The following is a 26,304-nucleotide window of genomic DNA, read 5'->3' on the forward strand; positions in this document are numbered from 1 at the left end:
GGTTACTTGTCCGCCCAGACATAAAAGCCGATGCCTTCTTCAAGGTACTGCTGGCTCAGGTTGGCGTTGATGTAGTTGCGCTCCGCTGCACTGGTTGTGTAGAAGTAGGTGTTCGTGCTGCGGTTGAAGTAGCGGTAGACAGGCATAGCACCATTGCCCGGCGCAGCCTGACCCCACCATGCCGTGCCTTCCAGGGCCACAGTGGGGAATGCACGGACCAGCCCGTCGCGCTCTGCTGGGTTGGCCGTGTAGAGATGCATCTTGCGCGCCAGATCGACCAGGCGGTACACGGGGAACAGATTGGAGTCTTGGTTGGAGCCTTCAACGGGGTAAGCGTAGAAGATCGGACCTTCGTAGATGAAGTTCGATCCAAACTGTTTGATCAGGAGATCCCGCTCGCCAACATTGCTGGTGTAGAAATGCTCCAGGCCAGCGCTGTTGTAGAAGCGATAGACAGGCACCCGCCCCGTGGGGCCAGTGGGTGGCGTGGCAGACGACAGCCAGTTCTTGAGCGCTGCGTTGAACGCTACGTCAAAACGGCCATAGTAATCGGGGACCGTGGTGGCCGTGCAGCTGGAGCCGCCGCCGTAGAGCGTACCGATCACATGTGTGCCACCCTTGAACAAGGCCGAGCCACTGCTGCCGCCTTCGGTGGTGCCCTGGGTCCAGTTCACCTGGTAGTAGTTGCCCGTTGTGCCGCTGCACTGGAACTGGGTTTCACTGGTGGGAGTGCAGGAAATCAGGCTGTTCAACGTACCCAGGCTGACCTTGAGCAGGTCGCCCCGGGGATGGTGCAGGCCCACCACAGGTGTGCTCAAAGCCTGGGTGCCCGCATCCCAACCGGCAAAGACGGCCCCTGCAGGAGGTGTGTCGTTCAGCTGCAGCAGGGCCATGTCCATGGCACCCGAGGCGTAGAGCAGCGATGCGCCGTTGACGCGCTGGACGGTGGCACTCGACAGGGTGCGGCTGTTGCACGTTGGCGAACGGAAGAACCAGTCGGTCTGCAGCGAGGCAGCTTCGGACTGCTTGGAGATGCAGTGGTTGGCCGTCAAGAAATACGGCGTGCCCGAAGACCGGCTGTCATTGAGCAATGTGCCCGTGCACAGATAGGTGTTGGCACCGGACGTGAACAACATGCGCGCCACGGCATTGCGCTCAGTCGCATAGGTATCGTAGCAAGTGGCATCCAGGTGGCACGAAGCCGATTCGTTGATCTTGGTGGAGAGTTCTGCCTCCGTAGGGATCGACAGGTTATCGAAGATGTGCGACACGCGCGGCACCGAGATGTCCACCGTGCTGGCATCCGCACCTACGGGCAACTCCAGCTCCAGCGTGGCCTCGTCCGATCCGGTATCTGGCGTCCACCAGGTCTGACCGTCCAGGGTGGTGTCGCCCGCCTGCGCATTGCGCTCAATGCGCTGCAGCACTTCCTGGCCGGAAATCTGGAACACCTTGGAGGCGTTGGCCTGACTGTACACACGCAGCACTGTGCCTTGTGGCAGCGCCTTGACCACTACGCCCAGGCGCAATCCGTACGCGCCTTCGGCAGAAAAACTGATAGCAGCCACCTTACCGCCAGTGGCGGTGGGCTTCCACTGCAACTGCTGCTGTGTCTGGGCTGCGGCGCGGGTGGCCACCACATCGCGCGCTGTACCCACCTGGCGTGGGCCGATACCGCCACCCAGCGTAGCCGTCTTGGAGGCATCCAAGGCTCCCAGGCTCACCCGGGAAGGCGTGGGCGCTGTGACAAGCGCGCTGCGGGATTTGATGTTCGAGACACCCTGGTCCACGCTGGCGGGCTGCACCCAGCCATCCACCATTAGCACAGAGGCCGCCTTTTGCGCGCTGGCCTCGGTACCGCTTCCGCCGCATCCGGCCAACAAGGCAAGCGCCGCACCCCAGGCAACGCCCATCCGCCACATCATTCCATTTTTCATTTCTTTCCCTCGCTCCGGTCAAAACCGCCATTGAACACGAAAACAACTGCCGCAACAAACCCGCAAGTGCACTACCTGGCCAACGCCTTCAGTGCCAGCTTGATGCCATCGCTCACACCCACCTCTGGTGGCAGGGCCTTGAGGGCCGCCGCAGCCTCTTTGTCGTTGTAGCCCAAAGCCAACAGTGCCTGAAGAATGTCGGCCTGTGCGTCGCTGGCTGCGGGCCCGTGGGCAGCGCCCATGTCGGCCCCCAGCTTGCCCTTGAGCTCCAGCAGCAGCCGCTCGGCCGTCTTCTTGCCAATTCCCGGCACCTTGACCAGGCGGCCTGCCTCCTGCAGCGTGATGGCCTGGGCCAGATCCGCCACGCCCATGCCGCTCAGGATGGACAACGCGGTGCGCGGCCCCACGCCCGATATCTTGATCAGCTCACGGAACGCCTGGCGCTCGGGCGCCGTGGCAAAGCCATACAGCAGCTGCGCGTCTTCGCGCACAATGAACTGGGTCAGCAGGCTCACCTTTTCGCCCACAGCGGGCAGGTTGTAGAACGTGCTCATGGGCACATTCACCTCATAGCCCACGCCATGGCAGTCCAACAGCACCTCGGGGGGATTCTTCTCCAGCAGGGTGCCGGTCAATTTGCCTATCATTGATGTCCTTTGCCGCGCACTGCGGCGATCCAACGGGAATTATCCGCGTGATCCTGCGCCACACCTTCACCCCCCACAACAACACCCGACTCACGCACCTGTGTGGCCCGGCCGACGCGCACCTGCGCACCATCGAAGTGGCCCTCTCGGTGAGCATTGCGCACCGGCATGAGCAGTTCAAGGTGGACGGCCCCAAAGCGAAGGCCACGCAGGCGATGGAGCTTTTGCAGGCGCTGTATGAGATGGCCGAACGCCCGATCACCGAGGACCACCTGCAGCTCATGCTGGCCGGAGACTCCGCCCTGGTGGAGGCGCCCGAAGGCGCCATTGTGCTCAACACCCGCCGGGCCGACCTGCGCGGCCGCACGCCTACACAAAACCTGTACCTCGAAAACATCGCCAGCCACGACATCACCTTTGGCATCGGCCCTGCAGGCACCGGCAAGACCTATCTCGCCGTGGCCTGCGCCGTGGATGCGCTGGAGCGCAGCGCCGTGCAGCGCATTGTGCTGACCCGCCCGGCCGTCGAGGCGGGCGAGCGCCTGGGTTTTCTGCCCGGCGATCTGGCGCAAAAGGTGGACCCCTACCTGCGCCCGCTGTACGACGCGCTGTACGAACTGATGGGCTACGACAAGGTGATGAAGGCCTTCGAGCGCAATGCGTTGGAAATCGCGCCGCTGGCCTTCATGCGCGGGCGCACGCTGAACAACGCCTTCGTGATCCTGGACGAAGCGCAGAACACCACGCCCGAACAGATGAAGATGTTCCTCACCCGCATCGGCTTTGGCGCCAAGGCCGTGGTCACGGGCGACGTGAGCCAGATCGACCTGCCCAAGGGGGCCATGAGCGGCCTGATTGATGCAGAGCGGGTGCTCAAGCGGGTGAAGGGCATCTCCGTGACCCGCTTCACCACGGCTGACGTGGTGCGCCACCCGCTGGTCGCGCGCATTGTGGATGCCTACGACGCGCCGCGCCGCGCCCCGGCTTCTCGCAGCCAGGACTAGTACTATCATTTTGATAGCTTTCAGTGCTTATCCATCAAGCGCTGACGGCCAAAAATAGCAAAAATGTCTTTAAACCAACTCTCCTTGTCGCTGCAGTTCGGCCCGTTCGACGGAGCCGCCGCCCACCGCGCCGTGCTGCCACGCCACAAGGTCACCCGCTGGATTCGACACGCGCTGGCCACCGATGCCGAGATCACCGTGCGCATCGTGGGCACCGAAGAAGGCCAGCAGCTCAACCGCGAGTACCGCAAGAAGGACTACGCCACCAACGTGCTCACCTTCGACTACACCCAGGAGCCCTTGGTAACGGCCGACCTGGTGCTGTGCGCCCCCGTGATCGAGCGCGAGGCCAAAGAGCAGAACAAAAGCCTGGAAGAACACTACGCCCACATGCTGGTGCATGGCACGCTGCATGCCCAGGGCTGGGACCACGAGACCAGTGAAGAAGATGCACAGGCCATGGAGTCCTACGAAACGGACATCCTGCGCGAACTGGGGTTTGCAGACCCTTACGCCACTGGACCATAGCTCCCCTGTTGCGGGGGGCACTCAGCCCCAGTCTTTGGAACACAGACCAAAACGTCCCGGAAACAAAAGGTATCAGTACTTCTGTTCCTTTACCAGGTGGTATAAAAGTTTCCAACTTTCAGGGAGTTGGAAATGATGCATTTACCAGATGTGAAGGCACGGCGCATGCTGCTGCGCGCCTTTCAGTTCAGTGCAACGGGTGTTTTTGCTGCTTTGGCGATCAGCGCCTGTGGTGGAGGCAGTGGCGATGCGTCCCTGGACAAAACAACTGCCCCCTCCGGCTTCTCGGTCAGCTACGACACCAAGGGCTACCTGTTCCACTGGAGCGCTACGGCAGGCGCCACACATTACGAACTGGTGGAGGACCCAGACGGCCTCGGCCCCTTGCCCGAAGCCCAGGTGGGTGGAGCCATCGCCCCCAACAGTTACGCGCACAGCCTGGCCACACAACTGTTGTACGAGCGTGTGAACGCCAGCTACCGATTGCGCGCCTGCGATGCCAGCGGCTGCGGCGCTTTCACCAGCGCCGTGGTGCCCGACTTGACCCGTGCCATCGGGTACTTCCGGGCCAGCGCGCCTGCACCCCGCTGGTCCGGACGCTTCGGAACCCATGACTTCGGCAGGGGTGTGGCGTTATCGGCCGATGGCTCTACCCTGGCAATCGGTGCACCCGGGGACAGCAGCGCGTCGCACGGCATCAATGGCGATCCATCTCCATCCGAAGCAACCGACTATAGCGGCGCAGTCTACGTGTATGCCAGAGTCAACGGCCGGTGGGATCAGCAAGCCTATGTCAAGGCCAGCAACCAAGGCGGCAGTTTTGGTGCCACCGTGGCCCTTTCGGCGGACGGCAACACACTGGTCGCTGGCGCGCCCGCCGAATCGAGCAATGCGTCGGGGGTCAATGGCAATCAGGCCGACACATCCGTATTTGGGGCGGGGGCCGCCTATGTGTTCACGCGCACAACGGGAACCTGGGCGCAACAGGCCTATATCAAACCCGTGCTGGAGGTGTTGCAACCCAGCACCTTTTTTGGGTCAGCCTTGGCCCTCTCGGCAGACGGCAAGACATTGGCCGTGGGATCGCCCGGCGAATACAACGGTCTCAATACACCCAGTCAGGTCAACTTTGGGGGTGCGGTCCATGTGTACGCGCGCAACAACGACACATGGACCGTCCATAGCCGGGTCACTTCCAGCGAAGCCGAAGATAGTGACCGCTTTGGCACCCAATTGGCCATCTCGGGAGATGGGCAGACGCTGGCCGTCGGCGCCCCCCACAGAAAAGGCTTTCTGGCTCCAGATGCCCTCCACCCGAGTGGGCGGTATGTGAGCAGCGTGGGGGCGGCCTATGTCCTGACCCGCAATGGTGCAACCTGGACTCAGCAAACAGCGTTGAAACCCCCGGTCATCGAATCCACCGCTTTCGGCACCGCGCTCGCACTGTCCACCGACGGAAACACGCTGGCGGTGGGCGCTCCTGGATATACCGATGCCGTCACGCCGCGCCCAGTTTCCCCTCCGGACACGGCTGCGCCGGGGACCGTGTACACATTCCACCGGCAGGTCGGCCAATGGAGCCAGCAGGCACTCCTAAAACCCGCCATCTCCGAAAAATTGGAGGGATTTGGCCGAACGCTCGCAATGTCGGCGGACGGCCGCACAGTGGCCGTGGGGGCACCTGCGGAAATGAGCAAGGCCGTCGGCATCAATGGCGACCCAACGGACAACTCCGCAAGGCTCGCGGGCGCTGCCTACCTCTTCACGCAAAACGGCAACGCCTGGAGCCAGCGGGCCTACCTCAAGGCCAGTAACACGGCCAGCCACATTGATTTCAGCCAGGCCATAGCACTATCGGCAGATGGAAATACGCTTGCAATAGCCTCTCGATCAGAGGCCACCAGCGCAACAGACCCCAACACCGTTCAGCCTGGAACCGGCGGCTCGGTGTACCTGTATTGACGGCCTCGAGCGCGATGTCCCCATAGGCACCCACTGACCCGGCGCGCAGAAACGAACCTTCACCAGGAAACAACCATGGTATTGATCCCCCGGCGCCTGAGCGCCTTGTCGCTCGCTGCGCCCCTGGCTCTGGCTTTGACGGCCTGCGGGGGCTCCGGCAGCGCCGAGCCCTCTGATCCTGCGCCCTCAGGCCCCGTGTCCCCCACGGGCTTCACCGTGGGCTATGACGTCAAGGCCTACAACTTCAGCTGGAACGCCAGCACCAACGCCACACGGTATGAACTGTTCGAGGACCCCGATGGCGCAACGGGCTCCCAACCAGAGGTGCAGATCGGGGGCACGCTTGCAAACACCGCTTACGCACACAGCCTGACATCCCAGTTGTTGCACGAGCGGGTAAATGCCAGCTACCGCGTGCGCGCCTGCGATGCCAGCGGCTGCGGCGCCTTTACCGCCGCGCTGGTGCCCGACCTCACGAAAGCCATTGGCCAGATCCAGCCCAACCACACGGGCCTATCGGCACGATGGGGCAACAGCGTGGCCCTCTCTGCAGACGGCAGCACCCTGGCGGTAGGGGCGACGGGCGACGACAGCGGCGCGACCGGCATCAATGGGGATCCGGGGAACGCCGCAGCGCCCGGCTCCGGCGCCGTGGTGGTGTTCGTGCGCAGCGGCGGCGGCTGGACCCAGCAGTCCTACATCAAGGCCAGCAATACCGCGTCCGAAACGTCGTTTGGCTTCAGTGTGGCACTGTCGGCCGACGGCAATACGTTGGCCGTGGGCTCCATTGGGGAACGTGGCGGTGCCACGGGCATCAACGGCGACCAGACGGACACCTCCAAGTCGGGCAGCCCCGGAGCGGCGTATGTCTTCACCCGCAGCAACAGCCAATGGACTCAGCAAGCCTATGTGAAACCGAGCAACACCGGCGTGGCCCAATCGTTCGGCTGGAGTGTTGCGCTGGCGACAGATGGCAACACGCTGGCCGTAAGCGCGGTGCGTGAATCCAGCAACGCCACTGGCATCCACGGCGACCAGACGAATTCCATGATGCCAAGCGCTGGGGCCGTTTACGTATTCAGCCGTTTTGCGAACACCTGGAACCAGCAGGCCTATGTGAAGGCAAGCAACACCGAGCAGACGCCCGAATACGTGACAGCCCCCGGGTTCATCAACGTCATCGCCAACGCCCAGCAATTTGGCACCAGCCTGGCCCTGTCAGCCGATGGGAACACGTTGGCGGTTGGTGCGCTGGGCGAACGCAGTGCGGCAACGGGCATCAACGGCAACCAAGCAGACAGGTCCGCGAACAAAGCGGGGGCCGTATACCTGTTCACGCGAAGCAGCAGCGTCTGGAGCCAGCAGGCTTACATCAAGGCCAGCAACACCGATGCCAACGACTTTTTCGGTTATCGCCTCGCCCTTTCAGGCGACGGGGCAACACTGGCTGTGGGCGCGCAGGGCGAAGCCAGCAAGGCCACGGGCATCCAGGGGGTGCAGAGTGACAACTCTGCACAAGGAGCCGGGGCCGCCTACGTCTACACGCGCGGCAGCGTCGGCTGGAACCAGCAGGCCTATATCAAGGCCAGCAATACCGACACAGGGGACGTGTTCGGCAATGCCCTGGCGCTATCGTTTGACGGCAACACACTGGCTGTGGGCGGCCCCCAAGAGGCAAGCAGCGCCACCGGCATGAATGGCAACCAAGCCGACAACACCGTCTGGCAGGCTGGCGCCGCGTATATCTACCGCCGCGACGGCAGCACCTGGAACCAGCGCGCCTATGTAAAGCCAATGAGCACCAAGATGTCGCTGGCCTTCGGCCGGACCCTGGCCTTGTCGGCCGATGGACACACGCTGGCCGTCGGGGCGGACAACCAGTTCGACGGTGCGCTGTATCTTTACTGACCGCCCTCGAAAAGAAAAGCACCGCCACCATGCTTTCGATCCTCCGGTGCCTGGGCCTCCGGTCCCTCGGCACCCTCAGGCATCGCCGTGGACTATGACGTAAAGGACTACAACTCCACCCGGAACGTCAACGCCACCCCGTACGAGCTGTCATGTGGACGTTGGCCATCGGACGTACGCAGACAAAACTGTTGCACCCGCGCCAGCGCTAATGACCGCTGCGCCGCCTTCTAATATCGGTGCATGTTTAACACCGCCCTGCTGCTCACCGCCGCCTTCGTTGCCGGCGCCCTCAACGCCGTCGCCGGAGGCGGCAGTTTTCTGACCCTGCCCGCCCTCGTCTTCACCGGCGTGCCGCCTGTGGTGGCCAATGCCACGGGCACGGTGGCCCTGCTGCCCGGCTACATGGCCGGCGCATGGGGTTTCCGCGAAGACACGGCACCGCCGCCGGGGCTGTCGATGCGCTTGTTGGTGGTGCTCTCACTCATCGGGGGCGCGGCCGGGGCCGCGCTGCTGCTGGTCACACCCGACGCCACCTTCCGCCGCGTGGTTCCCTGGCTGCTGCTGGCGGCCACGGCGCTGTTTGCATTCGGGCCGCAGCTGCGCCGGATGCTGGCGGGCGGCAAACCCTCCACCGCCAAGGCCACGGTGGGCGTGCTGGCGGTGGCTGCCTATGGCGGCTATTTCAACGGCGGGCTGGGCATCCTTCTGCTGGCGCTGTTCGGCCTGCTGGGGCAGACGAACCTGAACGCTATGAACGGCCTCAAGAACTGGGTGTCGGCCCTGCTTACCGCCATTGCCGTGCTCATCTATGCGGCAGGTGGCGTGGTGCTGTGGCAGCAGGCGCTGATGATGATGATGGCCGCCACCGCAGGCGGGTATGGTGGTGCACGCGTAGCGCGCAAGCTGCCTGCTAACGTGCTGCGCTGGGGCATTGTGGCTACCGGGCTGGTAATGGCCGCTCTGTTCTTCTGGCGGCAGTGAGCGGCAGCCCCTTGCCGTCCTCGTCGGCATCTCCATCCCTTCCTGCGGACAGCGGCCGGCCATCACCGCGTGCGCTGTGGGTCATGCTGCTTGCGCTGCTCAGCGGGTTTGCACTGAGCCAGGCCTTTCGCACCACCACGGCCATGGTGGCCCAAGGACTGACGGCGGACTTCGGGCTCTCGCCAGGGTCGCTGGGCGCGTTTGCGGGGCTGTTTGGCCTTTCCTTCGGCGTGGCCCAGTTGCTGATGGGCGTGGGGCTGGACCTGTACGGCCTGCGGCGCACGGTACTCACGGCGTTTCCGCTGGCGGTTGCGGGGTCGGCGCTCTCGGCCACCGCGCCGACCTACCCCTGGCTGATGGCAGGGCAACTGCTGATCGGCGTGGGCTGCTCGCCCGCGTTTCTGGCCTGCACGCTGTTCATTGCACGGCATTTTCCAGCGGACCGGTTTGCCTACCTGTCGGGCGTGGCGATGGGTGTGGGTGGCCTGGGCCTGCTGTTCACCGGCACGCCGCTGGCCTGGCTGGTGCAACACGGCGGTGGCTGGCGCACGGGTTATGCCGTGTTGGCGGTGCTTAGCGCGCTGTCGTGGCTGCTGATCTGGCTGCGCGTGCACGAGCCCACCCCTCTGGTGCCGCCCCCGGCGCAGCGCGAAACCTGGGGCCAGGCGCTGCTGGGCTTTGGCCAGCTGCTCACCGTGCCGCACACCTGGGGCATTCTGCTGCTGGGCATGTCGGGCTACGCCGCATTTTTGTCGCTGCGCGGCCTGTGGCTGGCACCGCTGCTGATGGACCGCTACCACCTCTCGCTGGTGGACAGTGGCAACGTTGCGCTGGGGCTCTCGCTGATTGCCCTCTTCGCGCCGGGTCTGGGCGGTCGGCTGGACCCGGGCATCGCCCGCCGCAGGCGCTGGATCGGCAATGCATCGCTGCTCATGGCGAGCCTGTTCATGGTGCTGGCGTTCCTGCACGGGAGCGCTGCGGCCAGCGTGGTGCTGATTTTGCTGATGGGCCTGCTGTCGGGCTATGGCGTGCTGCAGTACGCCGATGTGCGGGCCTCCTATCCGCCCACGCTCACAGGCCGGGCACTGTCGGCCTACACCATGGCGATGTTCCTGGGTGTGGCGCTGATGCAGTGGTTCACTGGCATCGTCGCCACCTGGGCGCAGCGCCAGGGGTGGGATGCCTACACGGCCGTCATGCTGGCCATTGCCACCTGGCTGGCGCTGGCGTCGGCAGGGTTCCGGGTGCTGCCGGTGTCGCCCTTGGTTTCTCTCGAAAATAAAAGGAAAACAAGGCCATAGCGCTTATCCATCAAGCGCTGAATGCTATCTATTTTGACCACTAAGCCGCTGTAGGAGGTATCCGCAGCGGGATGGTCACCGGGCCGTCATTGACGAGGTGCACCTGCATATCGGCGGCAAACTGGCCCGTGGCCACCTCGGGGTGCACCTTGCGCGCCTGGGCAACCACATAGTCGTACAGCCGCCGCCCCTCATCGGGTGCAGCCGCCTGGGTGAAGCTGGGGCGGTTGCCGCCGGTGGTGTCTGCCGCCAGCGTGAACTGGCTGACCAGCAGCAGGCCACCACCGATGTCCTGCACGCTCTGGTTCATCTTGCCTGCGGCGTCCGAAAAAATGCGCAGCTTGAGGATCTTGGCCAGCAGTTTGTCGGCCTCCATCTCCGTGTCACCGCGTTCGGCACACACCAGCACCAGCAGGCCTGCGCCGATGGCGCCCACGGTCTGCCCGTTCACCTCCACGCGCGCTTCGCGCACACGCTGCAATACGCTGATCACTTCACGGCATCCTTCAAATCGTCACGGGGGTCGTCGAAATGCGCTTCCACATCGGTGGGCAGCAGCTCGATGGTGGCGCGCAGGCCGGGTACGGCGGTCATCAGCGCACGCTCGACCTGGCCGCGCAGCTCGGCGGCGTGGCGCAGGGTCCAGTCGGCGGGCATGTGCAGGTGCATGTCCACAAACTGGCGCTGGCCCGCACGGCGGGTGGAGACATGGTCAAACCGCACGGCACCGGGCGCCTGCGATTGCACAAACTGGTGCAACGTGGCGTCGATGGTGGCCTGCACCTCGGGCTCTACCGCTGAATCCATCAGGCCCTGGGAGGATCGCCACACCAGCTCCACGCCCTCTTTCAGGATATTCAGCGCCACTGCAATCGCCGCCAGCGCATCCAGCCACAGCCAGCCCGTGAGGGCCGCGCCCGCAATGCCCACCAGCACACCGGCCGAGGTCCACACGTCGGTGACGAGATGGCGCGCATCGGCCTCCAGCGCGATGGAGCGGTACTCGCGGGCCGAGCGGAACATGAGCCACGCGAGAAAGCCATTGAGCGCCGAGCTGAGCACCGACAGGCCCAGGCCCCAGCCCAACTGTTCGATGGGCTGCGGGTCCATCAGCCGGTGCCCGGCCGCCCACAGGATGCCCCCCGACACCCCCACGATGAGGATGCCTTCGAACCCTGACGAAAAATACTCAGCCTTGTGGTGGCCGTAGGGGTGGTCGTCATCCGCAGGCCGCGCCGCCACGGTCACCATGGCCAGCGCAAACATGGCGCTGGCCAGGTTGACAAACGACTCCATCGCATCCGACAGCAGGCCCACCGAGCCAGTGACCACCCAGGCCAGCGTCTTGAGAGCAATGGTGACTCCCGCCACCGCAATAGATGCCCACAGCAGGTTGCGGGGTGTGAGCCATTGGTGAGGCTTTGGAGCAGGGTTGGACATGGATGGAGGTATTGGAGGAGCAGCGCTGAAGAACCGAGCCGGAATTACACCAGAGCGGCCTTAAGACCCGCTTTACGCCGATTGCTCAGACAGCGCTACCTTCGGCGAAGCGCGTCCCGCGCAAGCCCCCATGCCAGAATCCGCGCATGACCCCGGCATGGCGCCGCCGCCTTCCCTCGTACCGCACCCTGCATCTCCCCAGCCTGCTGCTCTGGGCCGTGGTCGCATGCGCGGGCGCCAGCTGGCTGGCCGTCGCGCGTTTGCAGCAGCTGCACGCAGCGTTCGAGACCGACGCGCGCATCGTGCACCGGCTACTGAGCCAGCGTGTGGTGCAGCACGATGCCATCATGGCCACGCTGGCGTTGCTGCAGCCCACCGCCGCAGCGAGCAACAGCACCGACGCCGCATCCCCCCTGCCCCGCCTGCCTTCGGTCTACCCGCAAATTCTGGCGGTGCTGCAGCGCACAGCGCAGAGTGATTGGCCCCCCGCACTACAGGCAGAACTGGCGGCCGCTGAAGCCTCCTCACGCCGCACCGGCCATGCGGCCATGGCAGGGCTGAACCTGCCCGCAGGCCGCTATCACCTCGTGCTGGCAGGCACGCCCGCCAGCTACGCACTGCACATCGACCTGCGCAGCACCATTCCCATGGACGAGTGGCCCATGGACAGGTCCACCAGCCCCGTGCGTGTGACGCTGGAGCGCGATGGCGAGGCTTTCGTCGTACAGCCGGGCCGATCTGACGTGGGCGCCTGGAGCCGCACCTACGAGTTTCACAAGCTGTTGGCGGCACAAAGCCAGCCGCTGGACGTGGTGGCCCGCCGCAGCGTGGGCCTGCACGAGCTGCCGTGGTGGGGCATGCTGGGCTGGTGCGTGCTGACCGCTGCGCTGTGGGCTGCAGGCCGCGCACTGTGGCGCCAGCGCGTGGCCCGCCAGCGGGCCGAAGAGCTGCTGCGCCTGGGCCAGGTGGCACGCCTGAACACACTGGGCGAGCTGGCCGCCGGCATGGCGCACGAGCTGAACCAGCCACTGACGGCCCTGCTGTCGAGCACCCAGGCCGCCCAGCGCCTGCTGGCCGATGAGCCGCCCGACCTCGAGACCGCCCAGACGGCCATGGCCCGTGCGGTAGAGCAGGCACGCCGCGCTTCCACTGTGGTGGGTCGCCTGCGCCGCCTGGTGGAGCGCCCCGACCTGGCAGGCCAGGCCCAGCCGCTGGCGCTGCCCACGGCCGTGCACGACGCGCTGCACCTACTGGAGCCCGAGCTGGCCCAGCGGGGGGTGGTGCCCAGCGTGACCACCACTCCCGACCTGCCCACCGTGCTGGCCGAGCCTGTGGCCCTGCAGCAGATCATCCACAACCTGCTGATGAATGCATTGCAGGCCCTGGAACAGGTGCCAGCCACCGAACGCCAGCTGCACATTGCCCTGGCGCGCACCGATACCGGGCACGTGGCCCTGTCGGTGCGCGACCACGGCCCGGGCATACCACCCGAGGCACGCCAGCGGCTGTTCGAGCCGTTCTACACCACACGCACGGGCGGGCTGGGACTGGGCCTGACACTGTGCGACAGCCTGGCGCAGGCCATGGGCGCGCAGCTGGCCCTGGCGCCTGAGGCCACTGCGCCAGCCCAAGGCCTACGGGGCGCGGAGTTTGTGCTGACCCTGCCCACTGCACCGCCCGCCCATGACCGATAACGCGCAATCCCTCTCGCCCCTGATCCACCTGGTGGACGACGATGCCGCCGTGCGCGACAGCCTCTCCCTGCTCATCAGCACCGTGGGCCTGCGCGTACAGGCCTGGGCCGACCCGCAGTCCTTCATGGCAGGGTTTGACCGCGCCAGCATCGGCGCCATCGTGCTCGATGTGCGCATGCCCGGCATCAGCGGCCTCACGGTGCTGGAGCAGCTGCTCGCGCAGGGCGTGGACCAGCCCATGATCCTGCTGACCGGCCACGGCACGGTGGAGATGTGCCGCCGCGCGTTCAAGGCCGGGGCGGCGGAGTTTCTGGAAAAACCGGTGGACGACGAAGTGCTGATCGAAGCCCTGCAGAACGCCGTGCGCCAGCATGTGCGATCCCGCGAGCGCCACCAGGCCGACCAGCAGGCGCGCGAGCGCTTCGCGCAACTGTCGGCCCGCGAGCGCGAGGTGCTGGGCTTGATCGTGGAGGGCCTGACCAACAAGGAGATTGGGCGCGCGCTGACACTGTCGCCCCGCACGGTGGAAACGCACCGCGCCAACCTGTTTGGCAAGCTGGGGGCGGAATCGCTGGCGCAGCTGATACGGTGGTATGCGGCGCTGGTGGATGCGGCATCCTGAGCTGCTTTGCCAAGGCCTTCCGTAGTTTTACGGAGGCCCGCGCGTAGCCGCCCGAATGGCTGAAAACCGCAGCGTTTTCTACAGTTCTCCCACGGCGCCACAACGGGTGGTGCCGACGTCAAAAACACCGGAGAACACCATGCAAAACCGCCTCGCCACCATCGCCGCCCTCACCCTGTCCCTGATCGCCACAGCGGCCAGCGCCGAAGGCGTACGCACCGAAAAGAACATCTCGCTGGGCCTGGCCACGCAGATCGCCGCGCAAACCGTCGCCACCTGCAGCGCCAACGGCTACAACGTGACCGCCACCGTGGTGGACCGCGCAGGCACCGTGCGCGCCGTGCACCGCGCCGACAACGCAGGCCCCCACACGCTGGAAGCCAGCCGCCTGAAGGCCTACACCTCGGCATCGGCCAAGAACACCACGCTGGCCATGATGGAAGGCGCGCAGAAAAACCCCGCTGCTGCCAACCTGGTGAACATCCCTGGCTACCTGCTGCTGGGCGGCGGCGTGCCGGTGAAGGTGGGTAACGAAGTCATCGGCGCCGTGGGCGTGGGCGGCGCACCCGGTGGCCACCTGGACGAGCAATGCGCAGTCGCAGGCATCGCCAAGGTGCAGGATCTGCTGAAGTAACCCCCCGCCCACACCTGCAACGCACGCCATCGGAGACACCCGTGAAGCACTGGAACCTTGTATTCACACTGGCCGCTGCACTGGCCTGTGCCACCACGGCCCAGGGCCAGGTGCCTCCCACGGCGGCCGAAACAGCGGCCTACCAGGGCCTGCATGCCGCTGCGGCGCGGGGCGACATGCCGACGTTGAACAAGCTGATTGCCGCAAAGGGTGACCTGAACGCACGCGACGCTTACGGTCGCACACCGCTGCATGTGGCCACATACGCCCGGCAGGCCGAAGCGATCCGCGCCCTTGCCAAAGCGGGCGCTGGCCTGGATCTGCTGGAAAACGACCGTTACGACGCCGTGACCATTGCCGCCGTGGCCGACGACGAGGCCACGCTGCGCGTGCTGCTGCAACTGGGCGCCAGCGCCAAACAGGTGACCAGCCGCTACGACGGCACGGCGCTCATCGCCGCTGCCCACCTGGGGCACGACGGCGTGGTGCGCCAGCTGATCGCCGCTGGCGCGCCGCTCGACCATGTGAACAACCTGCACTGGACGGCGCTCATCGAGTCCATCGTGCTGGGCAACGGCGGCCCGCGCCACCAAGCGACCCTGCAAGCCCTGTTGCGGGCGGGTGCGAGCCAAACGCTGACCGACCGACAGGGCAACACGCCGCTCCAACTTGCACGGCAGCGCGGCTTCAGCGAAATGGTGCGGATGCTGGAAGAGGCAGGCGCCAGGTAAAGAGACGGCGGGTGCGGCAAGCACCCATGCCAATGTCCTCCAAACGCACTTCGCTTCAGCGGTACAGCTTAGCGCCCGCCATGCGCACCTTGTCGGCGCGCGCCGCGCCCAGGGCATTCACCACCGGCTCCCACACACCCGCGTAGGCGGGCATGGCGTCCGGAGCAAACGCCGTATGGGGCCAGTCCGAACCCCACACCAGCCGCTCACCCATCAGACCGGCCACGCGGCGGATCGCGCCGTGCAGTTCGGCGTAGGGGGCCCCGGCCTGAAGGCGGTACCAGCCCGACAGCTTGACCCATGCCCCCAGGTCGGCCAGCCTTGCCAGCGCCTGCCAGGCCGCATCGTCCTGCGCCAAGGCGGCGTGCATCCCCGCCAGATGGTCCAGCACACAGGGCAGCCCCGTTTGCGCATGCAGCTGGGCAATCTGCGCGAGTTGTGCGGGTGCTGCATACCACTGCACATGCCAGCCCAGCGCCTTCAGGCGGGGCGCCAGTGCCTGCATGGCCTGCGCCCCGTTGCCCACGGGAGACACCAGATTGAAACGCACGCCGCGCACGCCCAGTGCGTGCATGGTGTGCAGTTCGCTGTCGGCAATGTCGGTATCCACCACCACCACCGCGCGGTGCCGACCCGGTTCGCGGGCCAGGGCGTCGAGCACCAGCCGGTTGTCGGTGCCGTACACGCTGGGCTGCACCAACACGAGGTGGCCCACGCCCAGCTTCGCGGCTTCTGCCTCAATGCGTTCGAGAGGCTGGTGCGCAGGCTGGTAGTGCCCGGCCTGGACCGGGGCGGCGGCATCAAACACATGGATGTGCGTATCCCATCCCTCCAGGGCATCCCGCAACGGTGTGGATGTGGCCAGCGCACCCATGGGTCAGCCCACCACGATCTTGCGCTCACGGATGACCTTGCCCCACTGCGCTTGCTGGGCCTGGATAAACTTGCCCGCACTGGCCTGGGTGGCATCGGGAAAGGCATCGCCGCCCAGCGCGCGGATGCGGCCCAGCACCTCAGGGTCTCCCAGCGCCTTGCGGATGGCGTTGACCAGCTGCGTGCGCACCTCGGGCGCCATGCCCGCCGGAGCCAGCACGGGGTTCCACTCCAGCACTTCGTAGTCGGCCACGCCGGCCTGCGCCATGGTGGGCACATCGGGCAGCGAGCGAGCGCGCACGGCGCTGGTCACTGCCAGCGGCCGCAGCTTGCCCGCCTGAATGTGGCCCAGGGACGAGGCCACATTGGCAAAAAACAGCGGCACCTGGCCTCCCATCACGTCGTTCATGGCAGGGCCGCCCCCACGGTAGGGAATGTGGGACAGCCGCACGCCTGTGCGCTCTTCAAACAACGCCCCCGCCAGATGCTGGGCCGAACCATTGCCGGACGACGCATAGGCCACGTCCTCGGGCTTGGCCTTGGCGCGCGCGATGACTTCCTTGACGGAATTGACACCGAAGCCCGGGTGGCACACCAGCACGTTCGGAAAGGTCGCCAACACGGCCAGTGGCACAAAGGCCGTGTTGCTGTCGTAGGGCAGCTTGGGGTAGAGCGATGGATTGACAGCGAACGACGATGCATCGAGCAGCAGTGTGGTGCCATCCGGCATGGCGCGGGCCACCGCCGATGCGGCCAGCTGGCCGCTGGCGCCGGGCTTGTTGTCCACCACAACGCCTTGCCCCAGCGCCTCGGCCATGCGGGGCGCGATGATGCGGGCCATCAGGTCGGCACCGCCGCCTGCCGGGTAAGAGACAACCAGGGTCACGGTGCGTCCGCCGCCCACGCCCGCGGCGCGGGTGTGCACCCAGGGGGCGGCCAAGGTGGCGCCTACGGCAGCCAGGGCCGCGCGGCGCGACAAACCAGGGGGGTTCAGAGGATCGGACAGATGGTGCATACAGGTCTCCTTGGTTGAGTTTTCAGGCGTTCAGGGGGACACGCAGGAAGCCGGCGCCCCAAGTCCAGCAGGGGGTGTGGAACTGGCTTGCCAGGCCACGGACACCCCCGCGGTTGTGGTTCATGTAATGGTCACGGTGTAGTGAAAGGCATGGGCATCGCCGCGCGTGGTGCGCCATTCGACGCAGCGCCCGCCCAGGTCGTAGGCGGCCCGTTGCACCACCACGCCCGGATGGCCTGCGGCCAGCCCCAGGGGGATGGCCTGAGCGGCCGTCAGCACGGCAAAGCCAATGTCGTCCACGGCACGGTGCACTTGCACGCCGCAGCGCCGCGCGAACATGGGGTACAGCAGGTCGTCCCATTCGGCGGTGCTGCCTTCGGCCAGGGGAGCAAACACATCCAGCGGCAACCACAGCTCTTCCAGCAGACAGGGCTGGTCGGCCAGCAGGCGCAAACGCTGCAGCCGCAGCACCATCTCGCCCGTGGCCAAGCCCAGCCTGCGGGCCACGACGGCCGGGGCCGCCACGCGCTGGCGTGACAGGATGCGCGAGCGTGGCATTTCGCCACTGCCGCTGTCAAACCTAAAAAAACGCAGCATAGACGCACCGGCAATCCCCTGGCGCACAAAGGTGCCCCGGCCGTGTATGCGTTCCACCAGGCCTTGCGCCACCAGGAGTTCCAGCGCACGGCGCATGGTGCCCAGCGCCACCTGGTGCTCGGTGGCCAGCAGGCTTTCTGCCGGCAGGGCCGAGCCGGGTGGCCACTCCCCTGCCACCACGCGGGCACGCAGGGCGGCGGCCAGGGCGGCGTAGCGGCTCAGTCCCGGGGCACTGTCAAAGGCAACAACTTTGTGGGATGTGGTCATACCAAGAACTATAGTCCTCTATAGGTCTTGGTGCAATGCGCAGATGCCACAGGCGGCGTGAAAAAAACAGCTGCGGAAATGATCCGCCGCCGGGCAGAACCTGACAACTATCAAATAGATAGCAACAAATGACACCCATCAAGCGCTGGCGGCATTTTTCACCCAAACTTTCACCTGCCACCAGCGCAGCCAGCCTCCGCGCAGCGGCGCTGGCCCCACGTGAGCGCCTCAGAGGCTGAGAGTTTTTAGGCGAGCCCGAAAAGCGCGCGAAAACGCCTCGGATCTAGGCGCAAAGCACAGCCATAGCTCGGGCTATGGCGAGCATTTGCAACGACGAGCCGGGGCGGTTTCGCGCGCAAGGCGGGCATGGATAAAAGACTCTCAGCCTCTCAGTCCGTGACGAGCCGCGCCTTCACGGTCTTGCCCTTCACGCGGCCCTGGTTCAGGCGCTGGGCGGCCTGCGCGCCGATGGTGCGGTCCACCGCCACGTAGGTGGAGAAGTCGTTCACATTGATCTTGCCGATCTGCTCGCGGGTGTAGCCCATCTCGCCCGTGAGCGCGCCCAGTACGTCGCCCGCACGGATCTTTTCCTTGCGGCCACCGATGATCTGGATGGTGACCATGGGCGGCACCAGCGGGCCGCTGCCCGTGGGCGTGAGGTCCGCCACCGGGAACCAGCGCGACTCGCGGCCCTGCAGTTGCTCAATCTTGCCCACATAGCCCATCTCGTCCAGGCTGGCCAGGTTCAGCGCCAGGCCGTCGGCATCGCCCCGGCCGGTGCGGCCGATGCGATGGATGTGCACCTCGGGGTCGGGCGTCACATCCACGTTGATCACGGCGGCCAGGTTGGCAATGTCAAGGCCCCGCGCGGCCACGTCGGTGGCCACCAGCACCGAGCAACTGCGGTTGGCAAACTGCACCAGCACCTGATCACGCTCACGTTGCTCCAGCTCGCCAAACAGCGCCAGCGCGCTGAAGCCCTGGGCCTGCAGCACACCCACCAGGTCGCGGCACTGCTGCTTGGTGTTGCAGAACGCGATGGACGATTCTGGACGGAAGTGGTTGAGCAGCTGCGACACCGTGTGCAGGCGCTCGCTGTTTTTCACCTCGTACCAGCGCTGCTCGATCTTGCCTTCGGCATGCTGGGCCTGCACCGTGATCTGCTCGGGCGACTTCATGAACTGGGCGCTGAGCTTGGCGATGCCATCGGGGTACGTGGCCGAAAACAGCAGCGTCTGGCGCTCCTTGGGGCACTGCTTGGCCACCACGACGATGTCGTCGAAGAAGCCCATGTCGAGCATGCGGTCGGCCTCATCGAGCACCAGGGTGTTGAGCGCTTCCAGCGACAGGTGCTGGCGCTCCAGGTGGTCCATCACGCGGCCGGGCGTGCCCACCACGATGTGCGCGCCATGCTCCAGGCTCAGTGTCTGTGCGCGCAGCGGCACGCCGCCACACAGGGTCACGACCTTGATGTTTTCTTCGGCCCGCGCCAGGCGGCGGATCTCGGTGGTCACCTGGTCGGCCAGCTCGCGCGTGGGGCACAGCACCAGCGCCTGCACCGCAAAACGGCGGGGGTTGAGGTTGGCCAGCAGGGCCAGGGCAAACGCGGCGGTCTTGCCGCTGCCGGTGCTGGCCTGGGCGATCAGGTCCTTGCCCAGCAACGCGGGCGGCAGGCTGGCCGCCTGGATGGGGGTCATGGTGGTGTAGCCCAGCTGCTGCAGGTTGGCCAGCGTGGCGGGGCTCAGGGCCAGCGTGCTGAAATCAGTGCGGGCTTGGTTTTCTTTGGAGGTCATTGGCCGATTATCCGGCCCCGCCTTCACCAGCCGCTATGCCTGCAGGGCCAACACCCCCACAAAAGCCAGGGTGTGCGCCAGCACGCCCGGTGCCACAGCCAGCGCGTAGCGCCAGCCACCACTGGCCAGGGCAACCGCGCACTTGCTGCCTGCATGCACCAGCAGCGCGGCCATCAGGGCCTGTGCGATGGCGGGTGCGGCCGCGCTGTGCGGGCCGCCGCGCACCAGCACGGCCGCCGTGGCGGCATGCACGTCGGCCAGGGCCGCCAGCAGCGCGCCTGCCAGCATGCCCGCGTCGCCTTGCCACGCCGTGAGCCCCTGCACACCGGCCTGAATGCCAGTGAGCAGAGCCGCAATCAGCAAGGCATCGCGCAGCTTGAACATAGGGGTGTCAGGGGGTACAGCAACCGCCACCTCCGCACCGGCGTCCATAGCCTTCGCAGACAGGTGCGCCGCGCCGCGCCCGCCCCACCATCCCACGACGGCCGCCACACACCCGCCCGCCAGCGCGGGCAGCCACAGCCGAGCCAGCCACTGCGGCTGCACGGTGGCGGCCACCACCACGATCTGGGCCATGGTGGCCACACACGACAGCACCGCTGCGCCTGCGTTGGTGCGCGCCGTGGCCCGGCCCGCTCGCACCTCCATACCCAGGCTGCCGATGGTGGCGGTGCTCGACACAAACCCGGAGGCCAGCGCCGACAGCGCCACGGCATGGCGCGCCTGCATCAGTCGCTTGGCCAAGTGCGCCAGCGACTGGATCACCAGCAGCACGATGACCAGGCGCACCACCACCTGCGGGTTCAGCACGTCTTGCCACAGGGGGGTGTTGGGGGCCAGTGGATACACCAGCAAAGCCAAGGCGGCCAGAATGAGCCCGCTGCGCACCTCGCCGGGCTGCAGCCACTGGTTGGAAAACTGGTGCAACACGTCCCGCAACGCCAGCAGCCCTGTCACCACCACCGCCAGGGCGGCGGCCAGCAACTGGTCGCGCGCGCAGGTCACCCCGATCAGATAGGCCAGAAACAAGGCGATCTCGGTAGTGACGCCAGGGTCGCCGGAGCGGTCGCGCGCATAGGCCACCACCGTGAGGGCCGCTACCAACACGGCCCCCACCACCACCAGCACAGGAACCGCCGTGAGCGCAGCTGCCGCGCCCCCCAGGGAAGCCAGGGTGAACGACCGCACCCCGGCCAGCGCCCGGTCGGGCCCCGCCCCTTTGCGACGCTCGCGCTCAATACCCATCAGCAAACCGCACCCCGCCGCGCTCGCCAGCACGGCCAGCGCTGTGGAAAAACCTCCGAACTCCTGCATGGAACTCCCGCACCTTTCCTGTCTTTTGTTCTTCTGGCAATGCCCCATGGTGACAGAAAGACCCACCGCAACCCACCCACCCGCGCAGCAAACTTGCATGGGGAGTTGCCCCAAGCCTTGCTGTCAGGTCTATCGGCTATAACAAAACCCATCAGCGCCTGCCCATGCAAGACCTCACCAACGCAGCCCCCACCCCTGGCCCCCGTGGCTCCAGCGATGCTTTGCTGCGGCTGATTGCAGACTCCGTGCCCGCGCTGATGGCCTACTACAACCTGCCCGGCCTGTGCTGCCAGTTCGCCAACCAGGGCTATGCCGCCTACAACGGCCACACGACCGAATCCATCCTGGGCCTCACGGTGCAGGAGGCCATCGGCGACAAGGCCTGGCTGGCCATCCAGCCGCATGTGGAACGGTCCGCATGCGGCGAACATGTGAAGTACACACGTGAGCAGACCCTGCCCAATGGCGAAGCCCGCATGATCGAGGTCAACCTGATCCCGCACTTTGACGCCAGCGCGCAGCAGCTGGGCTCGTTCGTTCTGATCACCGACATCACCGAGCGCTGGCGCGCGGAGCGCCAGGTGCGCCAGAGCGAAGAGCGCATGCGCAAGTTCACCGAGGCAACGGACGAGGCCATCGTGTTCCACCGCGACGGCATCATCACCGACGGCAATGAGGCACTCACCCGCCTGACGGGTTATGCGCTGCAGGAGGTGGTGGGGTTTTCCATCTTCCACTTCATCAGTCCGGAATGGAGGGCCGTGGCGCTGGACTACACGCGCACCGGGCGCGAAGACCCCTACGAAGTGACCATCCGCCACAAGGACGGTCATGTCATTCCCGTGGAGGTGGTGGGCAAGACCATGCCACTGCACCATGCGGACTACCGCATCGTGGTGGTGCGTGACATCACGGCCCGCAAGCAGGCCCAGGAACGCGAGGCCTTCATTGCGCTGCACGACACGCTTACGCAGTTGCCCAACCGCCACTTCCTGATGGAGCAGCTGTCGCAGGTGCTGTCGCTGGCCCGCAGGCGCCACGGCCGTGCGGCCGTGCTTTTTGTGAACCTGGACCATTTCAAGACGGTGAACGACTCGCTGGGCCACCATGCAGGCGACCAGCTGCTGTGCAATGTGGCCGAACGCCTGCGCCAGGGCGTGCGCGACGCTGACGTGGTGGCGCGGCTGGGCGGCGATGAGTTTGTGGTGGTGCTGACCGATGTGCAGGGCCCCGACGATGCCGCCCGGGTGGCCGACAAGCTGCTGGCGTCCATGCACGGCGTGTTCACCCTGGGCCAGGTGCCGCTGACGGTGTCTCCCTCCATCGGCATCAGCCTCTTCCCCGAACACGCCACCACCGGCGATGCACTGCTGCGCTGCGCCGATGCAGCCATGCACCACGCCAAGGAAAGTGGCCGCGGCAACCGCCAGTTCTACACCCCGAGCATGGAAGCCAGCGCCATCGATGTGCTGCAGCACGAGCGCCTTCTGCGCGAGGCCATTGTGGACAACGCCTTTGTGCTGCACTACCAGCCCCAAATCAGCCTGGAAGACGGCTCCCTGCAGGGGCTGGAGGCTCTGGTGCGCTGGCGCCACCCGCAGCGCGGCCTGGTGGGGCCGGACGAGTTCATCACCTTTTCGGAATCGCGCGGCCTCATCACCCCCATCGGCCGCTGGGTGATGCGCGAGGCCTGCCGCCAGCTCAAGGAATGGCAGGACGAAGGCCTGGCCCTGGTGCCCGTGGCGGTGAACCTGTCGGCCCTCGAATTTCGCCAGCGCGATGTCGCTGGCGAAATCGCCGCGGCGCTGCGCGATACCGGCCTGGCGCCGCAGTACCTGGGGATTGAGCTGACCGAATCCGTGCTCATGCACCAGACCGGCCAGGTGCTGGACACCCTCAATGCCCTCAAAGCGCTGGGCGTGGGCATCTCGATCGACGACTTTGGCACGGGGTATTCGTCGCTGGCCTACCTCAAGCGCTACCCCATCGACAGCCTCAAGATCGACCGGTCTTTTGTGGTGGACACGCCCGGCAACCCCGACGACGTGGCCATCGTCACGGCCGTCATTCAGATGGCCCGCAGCCTGCAGCTCAAAACCGTGGCCGAAGGGGTGGAAACCCCGGCGCAGGTGCAATTGCTCAAGGGCCTGGGGTGTGACCTGATCCAGGGGCATGTGGTGTCGGTGCCGCTGGATGCCGTGGCGCTCCAGCGCTGGATGCGCGATTTGCCGGTTTAAGAACCTGTTTCCGATCCCTTCCCGGTGCCGTCACACAGACACGTTCCCGGCTTGTGGACAATAGGGGCATGCCCCTCATCCCCGACTTCATCGCCCCCACCCGCCACACCGACCCGGCCGACGCACTGGCCCAGGTGCAGCGCATTTACCAGCAACAGATTGGCCACCTGCGCGACGCCATGCAGCGTTTTGTGGCGGGCGAAACGCCCGAAGGCGCCGTGCGCGCGTTCTACCCCTTTGTACGGGTGCACACCACCACCGTGGCGCGGGCCGACACCAAGCTGGCCTATGGTTTTGTGGAAGGCCCTGGGCGCTACGAAACCACCCTCACCCGGCCCGACCTGTTCGCTCACTACTACGCCGAGCAGTTTCGCCTGCTGCGCGCCAGCCACAACGTGGAGCTGGAAGTGGGCACCAGCGCCCACCCCATTCCGATCCATTTTTCGTTTGCCGAGCACGACCACATCGAGGGCACGCTGACGCCCGAGCGCCGCATGCTGATGCGCGACGTGTTCGACCTGCCCGACCTGGCTGCCATGGACGACGGCATCGCCAACGGCACCTGGCAGGCCCGCCCGGGCGAGGCGCAGCCGCTATCGCTGTTCACCGCGCCGCGCGTGGACTACTCGCTGCACCGCCTGCGCCACTACACGGGAACGGCGCCCGAGTGGTTCCAGAACTTCGTGCTGTTCACAAATTACCAGTTCTACATCGACGAATTTGTGCGCCTGGGCCACGCCGAGATGGCCAAGCCCGACAGTGAATACATCGCCTTCATCGAGCCGGGCAACGTGGTAACCCGCCGCGTGGGATTGGGTGCCCAGCCCGGCGACGAACTGGGCGTAGCTCCGCCGCGCTTGCCGCAAATGCCCGGCTACCACCTCGTGCGCGCAGACAGCAGCGGCATCACCATGGTCAACATCGGCGTGGGCCCCGCCAACGCCAAGACCATCACCGACCACATCGCCGTGTTGCGCCCCCACGCCTGGATGATGCTGGGCCACTGCGCGGGCCTGCGCAACAGCCAGCAGCTGGGCGACTACGTGCTGGCCCACGCCTATGTGCGTGAGGACCATGTGCTGGACGAAGACCTGCCGCTGTGGGTGCCCATCCCGGCGCTGGCCGAGATCCAGCTCGCGCTGCAGCAGGCCGTGGCCGATGTCACGCAGATCAGCGGCGCCGACCTGAAGCGCGTGATGCGCACCGGCACCGTGGCCAGCACCGACAACCGCAACTGGGAGCTGCTGCCCGACAACACGCCCCAGCGCCGTTTCAGCCAGAGCCGCGCAGTGGCGCTGGACATGGAAAGCGCCACCATCGCCGCCAATGGCTTTCGCTTTCGCGTGCCCTACGGCACCCTGCTGTGCGTGAGCGACAAGCCCCTGCACGGCGAAATCAAGCTGCCCGGCATGGCCAACCACTTCTACCGCGAGCGGGTGGACCAGCACCTGCGCATCGGCATGCGCGCCATCGAGATCCTGCGCAACGGCGGCGTGGACCGCCTGCACAGCCGCAAGCTGCGCAGCTTTGCCGAGGTCGCTTTTCAGTAAACACAGGCCCCGGGGCCGCTGCGTATGCCACTGGATTTCCTCACGCTGATGACGGTCATGGCGGCCAACCTGTTCATGATCTCGGCCGCGCTGCCGCTGATCATGGGCCGGGACGTGAGCCGCGCGGCCCGCCATGTGCAGGCCAGCATGCTGCTGCAGGCCGTGGCCTGGGCGGCCATCATTGCCTCATCCACCCTGTGGGACCAGGCCCTTTCCACCGTGTCGATTGCCTGCAACGCGGCCGCACAGTGGATGCTGTACCGGGCGCTCGAAGAATGGCTGGGCCCCCGTCCCTTGCGCCGCCTGCTGCTGGTGCTGGTGATAGCCGCCCCGCTGGGCTACACCCTGGGCTTTGGTCACTACGCCTGGCGCGTGGGCTGGGCCAACTTTGTATTGGCCACCATCCTGTGCATCGTTGCGCGCGCCACCCTGGCGCCTGTGGTCGAGGCCAACCTGCGCTGGCGCAGCCTGCTGTTGGGCTGCCTGCTGACGTCGGCCGCGTTCACGTTGGCGCGGGGCATGCTGGGCGCCTTCACCGACCAGTACCCCAGCTTTCGCACGCCCCATCCCGTCAACCTGGCAGCTGCTGTGGCCACCAATGTGAGCCTGGTGCTGGGCACGGTCGCCCTGCTGGTGGCCTGGCGGTCGGAGGCTGAACACAAGCTGCGCACGCTGGCGATGACCGACGGCCTCACCGGCGTGCTCAACCGGCGCGGCTTCACCACCCAAGGCAGCAGCCTGCTGGCCCACGCCGCACGCCACCAGTTGCCCATGACGGCAATGATGCTGGACCTGGACCACTTCAAGCAGGTCAACGACACCCATGGCCACGAGGCTGGTGACCGCGCCCTGCAACTGTTTGCCCGTCTGCTGGGCGACACCTGCCGCAGCGGCGACCTGGTGGGCCGCCTGGGTGGCGAGGAGTTTGGTGTGCTGCTGTTGCACAACAGCGAGCCCGCCGGACTGGCCCTGGACCGGCGACTGCGCAGGCGCCTGCATGCAGCCAGTGTGGCCGAGCTGGGCTTTGCGCTGGACTACAGCGCCGGGATGGCCGTCCTGCAGCCCGGCGAGGCCGCCCTGGCGGAACTGATGGCCCGTGCCGACGGCGCCCTCTATGCAGCCAAGACGGCGGGCCGTGGGCGGCTGGTCGCAGCGGACTGAGCCAATTGGTCCTCTTTTGATAGCAATCAGTGCACTATCCACCTGCGCTAAGTGTTGATTTTTGCCACAACGACTGCGCGCAACACCGGGTATGCCCACGTCGCA

Annotated in this window: 22 protein-coding genes; 13 read left to right on the plus strand and 9 right to left on the minus strand. The window is 66.1% G+C overall.

What is annotated here, in order from left to right; genetic code table 11:
• Positions 1-2: 2 nt before the first annotated feature.
• Together ACSQ22_RS11390 and ruvA are read right to left on the minus strand one after the other, a co-directional pair.
• Positions 3-1,937 (minus strand): trypsin-like peptidase domain-containing protein, encoded by a 1,935-nt coding sequence (locus ACSQ22_RS11390; RefSeq protein WP_436130342.1) that lies wholly within the window; start codon positions 1,935-1,937, stop codon positions 3-5.
• Between the two features lie 71 nt (positions 1,938-2,008).
• The gene (ruvA, locus tag ACSQ22_RS11395) at positions 2,009-2,584 is read right to left on the minus strand and encodes a Holliday junction branch migration protein RuvA (protein ID WP_121507662.1); all 576 of its coding nucleotides are present in this window, start codon (positions 2,582-2,584) and stop codon (positions 2,009-2,011) included.
• Between the two features lie 47 nt (positions 2,585-2,631).
• Between ruvA and ACSQ22_RS11400 the strand changes: the two genes are divergently transcribed.
• The 6 genes from ACSQ22_RS11400 to ACSQ22_RS11425 all read left to right on the plus strand — a co-directional run bounded on the left by ACSQ22_RS11400 (position 2,632) and on the right by ACSQ22_RS11425 (position 10,271).
• Positions 2,632-3,588 carry a PhoH family protein gene (locus ACSQ22_RS11400; protein ID WP_436130343.1) on the plus strand — a complete coding sequence of 319 codons (957 nt, stop codon included), beginning with the start codon at positions 2,632-2,634 and terminating at the stop codon, positions 3,586-3,588.
• Positions 3,589-3,651: 63 nt separating this feature from the next.
• The gene (gene ybeY, locus ACSQ22_RS11405; RefSeq protein WP_436130344.1) at positions 3,652-4,116 is read left to right on the plus strand and encodes an rRNA maturation RNase YbeY; all 465 of its coding nucleotides are present in this window, start codon (positions 3,652-3,654) and stop codon (positions 4,114-4,116) included.
• A gap of 132 nt (positions 4,117-4,248) precedes the next feature.
• Complete coding sequence (locus ACSQ22_RS11410) at positions 4,249-6,078, plus strand: FG-GAP repeat protein (RefSeq protein ID WP_436130345.1); 1,830 nt, start codon at positions 4,249-4,251, stop codon at positions 6,076-6,078.
• A gap of 75 nt (positions 6,079-6,153) precedes the next feature.
• Positions 6,154-7,986, plus strand: coding sequence for an FG-GAP repeat protein (locus ACSQ22_RS11415; protein ID WP_436130346.1), 1,833 nt, complete (start codon positions 6,154-6,156; stop codon positions 7,984-7,986).
• A gap of 243 nt (positions 7,987-8,229) precedes the next feature.
• Positions 8,230-8,970 (plus strand): sulfite exporter TauE/SafE family protein, encoded by a 741-nt coding sequence (locus ACSQ22_RS11420; RefSeq protein ID WP_436130347.1) that lies wholly within the window; start codon positions 8,230-8,232, stop codon positions 8,968-8,970.
• Between the two features lie 11 nt (positions 8,971-8,981).
• A complete protein-coding gene (locus ACSQ22_RS11425) occupies positions 8,982-10,271 on the plus strand; it encodes an MFS transporter (protein WP_436130477.1) in 1,290 nt (429 codons plus the stop codon).
• Between the two features lie 40 nt (positions 10,272-10,311).
• Here the strand turns inward: ACSQ22_RS11425 and dtd are convergent, their stop codons facing one another.
• Both dtd and ACSQ22_RS11435 read right to left on the minus strand, forming a co-directional pair.
• Entirely contained in the window at positions 10,312-10,764 is a 453-nt protein-coding gene (gene dtd / locus ACSQ22_RS11430; protein WP_436130348.1) for a D-aminoacyl-tRNA deacylase, read from the minus strand.
• On the minus strand, positions 10,761-11,711 hold the full coding sequence (locus ACSQ22_RS11435) for a cation diffusion facilitator family transporter (protein WP_436130349.1): 951 nt from the start codon (positions 11,709-11,711) through the stop codon (positions 10,761-10,763). Before ACSQ22_RS11435 ends, dtd begins: the two co-directional genes overlap by 4 nt.
• Positions 11,712-11,857: 146 nt before the next feature.
• On the opposite strand from ACSQ22_RS11435, the gene ACSQ22_RS11440 reads away from it, so the two are divergent.
• The 4 genes from ACSQ22_RS11440 (at position 11,858) to ACSQ22_RS11455 (ending at position 15,392) form a co-directional block, all read left to right on the plus strand.
• Positions 11,858-13,405, plus strand: coding sequence for a sensor histidine kinase (locus tag ACSQ22_RS11440; protein WP_436130350.1), 1,548 nt, complete (start codon positions 11,858-11,860; stop codon positions 13,403-13,405).
• Positions 13,395-14,027 (plus strand): response regulator transcription factor, encoded by a 633-nt coding sequence (locus ACSQ22_RS11445; RefSeq protein ID WP_436130351.1) that lies wholly within the window; start codon positions 13,395-13,397, stop codon positions 14,025-14,027. Before ACSQ22_RS11440 ends, ACSQ22_RS11445 begins: the two co-directional genes overlap by 11 nt.
• Before the next feature lie 139 nt (positions 14,028-14,166).
• A complete protein-coding gene (locus ACSQ22_RS11450) occupies positions 14,167-14,661 on the plus strand; it encodes a GlcG/HbpS family heme-binding protein (RefSeq protein ID WP_436130352.1) in 495 nt (164 codons plus the stop codon).
• Between the two features lie 41 nt (positions 14,662-14,702).
• The gene (locus ACSQ22_RS11455) at positions 14,703-15,392 is read left to right on the plus strand and encodes an ankyrin repeat domain-containing protein (protein ID WP_436130353.1); all 690 of its coding nucleotides are present in this window, start codon (positions 14,703-14,705) and stop codon (positions 15,390-15,392) included.
• A 55-nt stretch (positions 15,393-15,447) separates the two neighbouring features.
• Here ACSQ22_RS11455 and ACSQ22_RS11460 read toward each other — a convergent pair whose 3' ends face one another.
• The 5 genes from ACSQ22_RS11460 to ACSQ22_RS11480 all read right to left on the minus strand — a co-directional run bounded on the left by ACSQ22_RS11460 (position 15,448) and on the right by ACSQ22_RS11480 (position 21,251).
• Positions 15,448-16,266, minus strand: a complete 819-nt coding sequence (locus tag ACSQ22_RS11460; protein ID WP_436130354.1) for an amidohydrolase family protein — start codon at positions 16,264-16,266, stop codon at positions 15,448-15,450.
• Positions 16,267-16,269: 3 nt separating this feature from the next.
• A complete protein-coding gene (locus ACSQ22_RS11465) occupies positions 16,270-17,280 on the minus strand; it encodes a tripartite tricarboxylate transporter substrate binding protein (RefSeq protein WP_436130355.1) in 1,011 nt (336 codons plus the stop codon).
• 120 nt (positions 17,281-17,400) lie between these two features.
• Positions 17,401-18,144: a GntR family transcriptional regulator gene (locus ACSQ22_RS11470; RefSeq protein ID WP_436130356.1), complete on the minus strand. Its 744-nt coding sequence runs from the start codon at positions 18,142-18,144 to the stop codon at positions 17,401-17,403.
• 389 nt (positions 18,145-18,533) lie between these two features.
• Positions 18,534-19,937: an ATP-dependent RNA helicase DbpA gene (gene dbpA, locus ACSQ22_RS11475; protein ID WP_436130357.1), complete on the minus strand. Its 1,404-nt coding sequence runs from the start codon at positions 19,935-19,937 to the stop codon at positions 18,534-18,536.
• A 33-nt stretch (positions 19,938-19,970) separates the two neighbouring features.
• Positions 19,971-21,251, minus strand: a complete 1,281-nt coding sequence (locus ACSQ22_RS11480) for an MgtC/SapB family protein (protein WP_436130358.1) — start codon at positions 21,249-21,251, stop codon at positions 19,971-19,973.
• 164 nt (positions 21,252-21,415) lie between these two features.
• On the opposite strand from ACSQ22_RS11480, the gene ACSQ22_RS11485 reads away from it, so the two are divergent.
• The 3 genes from ACSQ22_RS11485 to ACSQ22_RS11495 all read left to right on the plus strand — a co-directional run bounded on the left by ACSQ22_RS11485 (position 21,416) and on the right by ACSQ22_RS11495 (position 26,199).
• Positions 21,416-23,488 (plus strand): putative bifunctional diguanylate cyclase/phosphodiesterase, encoded by a 2,073-nt coding sequence (locus tag ACSQ22_RS11485; protein ID WP_228897479.1) that lies wholly within the window; start codon positions 21,416-21,418, stop codon positions 23,486-23,488.
• A 68-nt stretch (positions 23,489-23,556) separates the two neighbouring features.
• On the plus strand, positions 23,557-25,038 hold the full coding sequence (locus tag ACSQ22_RS11490) for an AMP nucleosidase (protein ID WP_055396354.1): 1,482 nt from the start codon (positions 23,557-23,559) through the stop codon (positions 25,036-25,038).
• 24 nt (positions 25,039-25,062) lie between these two features.
• A complete protein-coding gene (locus ACSQ22_RS11495) occupies positions 25,063-26,199 on the plus strand; it encodes a GGDEF domain-containing protein (RefSeq protein WP_436130359.1) in 1,137 nt (378 codons plus the stop codon).
• Positions 26,200-26,304: the final 105 nt, after the last annotated feature.

Source organism: Acidovorax sp. LjRoot38, assembly GCF_964252975.1.
In the GTDB taxonomy this organism is placed as follows: domain Bacteria; phylum Pseudomonadota; class Gammaproteobacteria; order Burkholderiales; family Burkholderiaceae_C; genus Acidovorax; species Acidovorax facilis.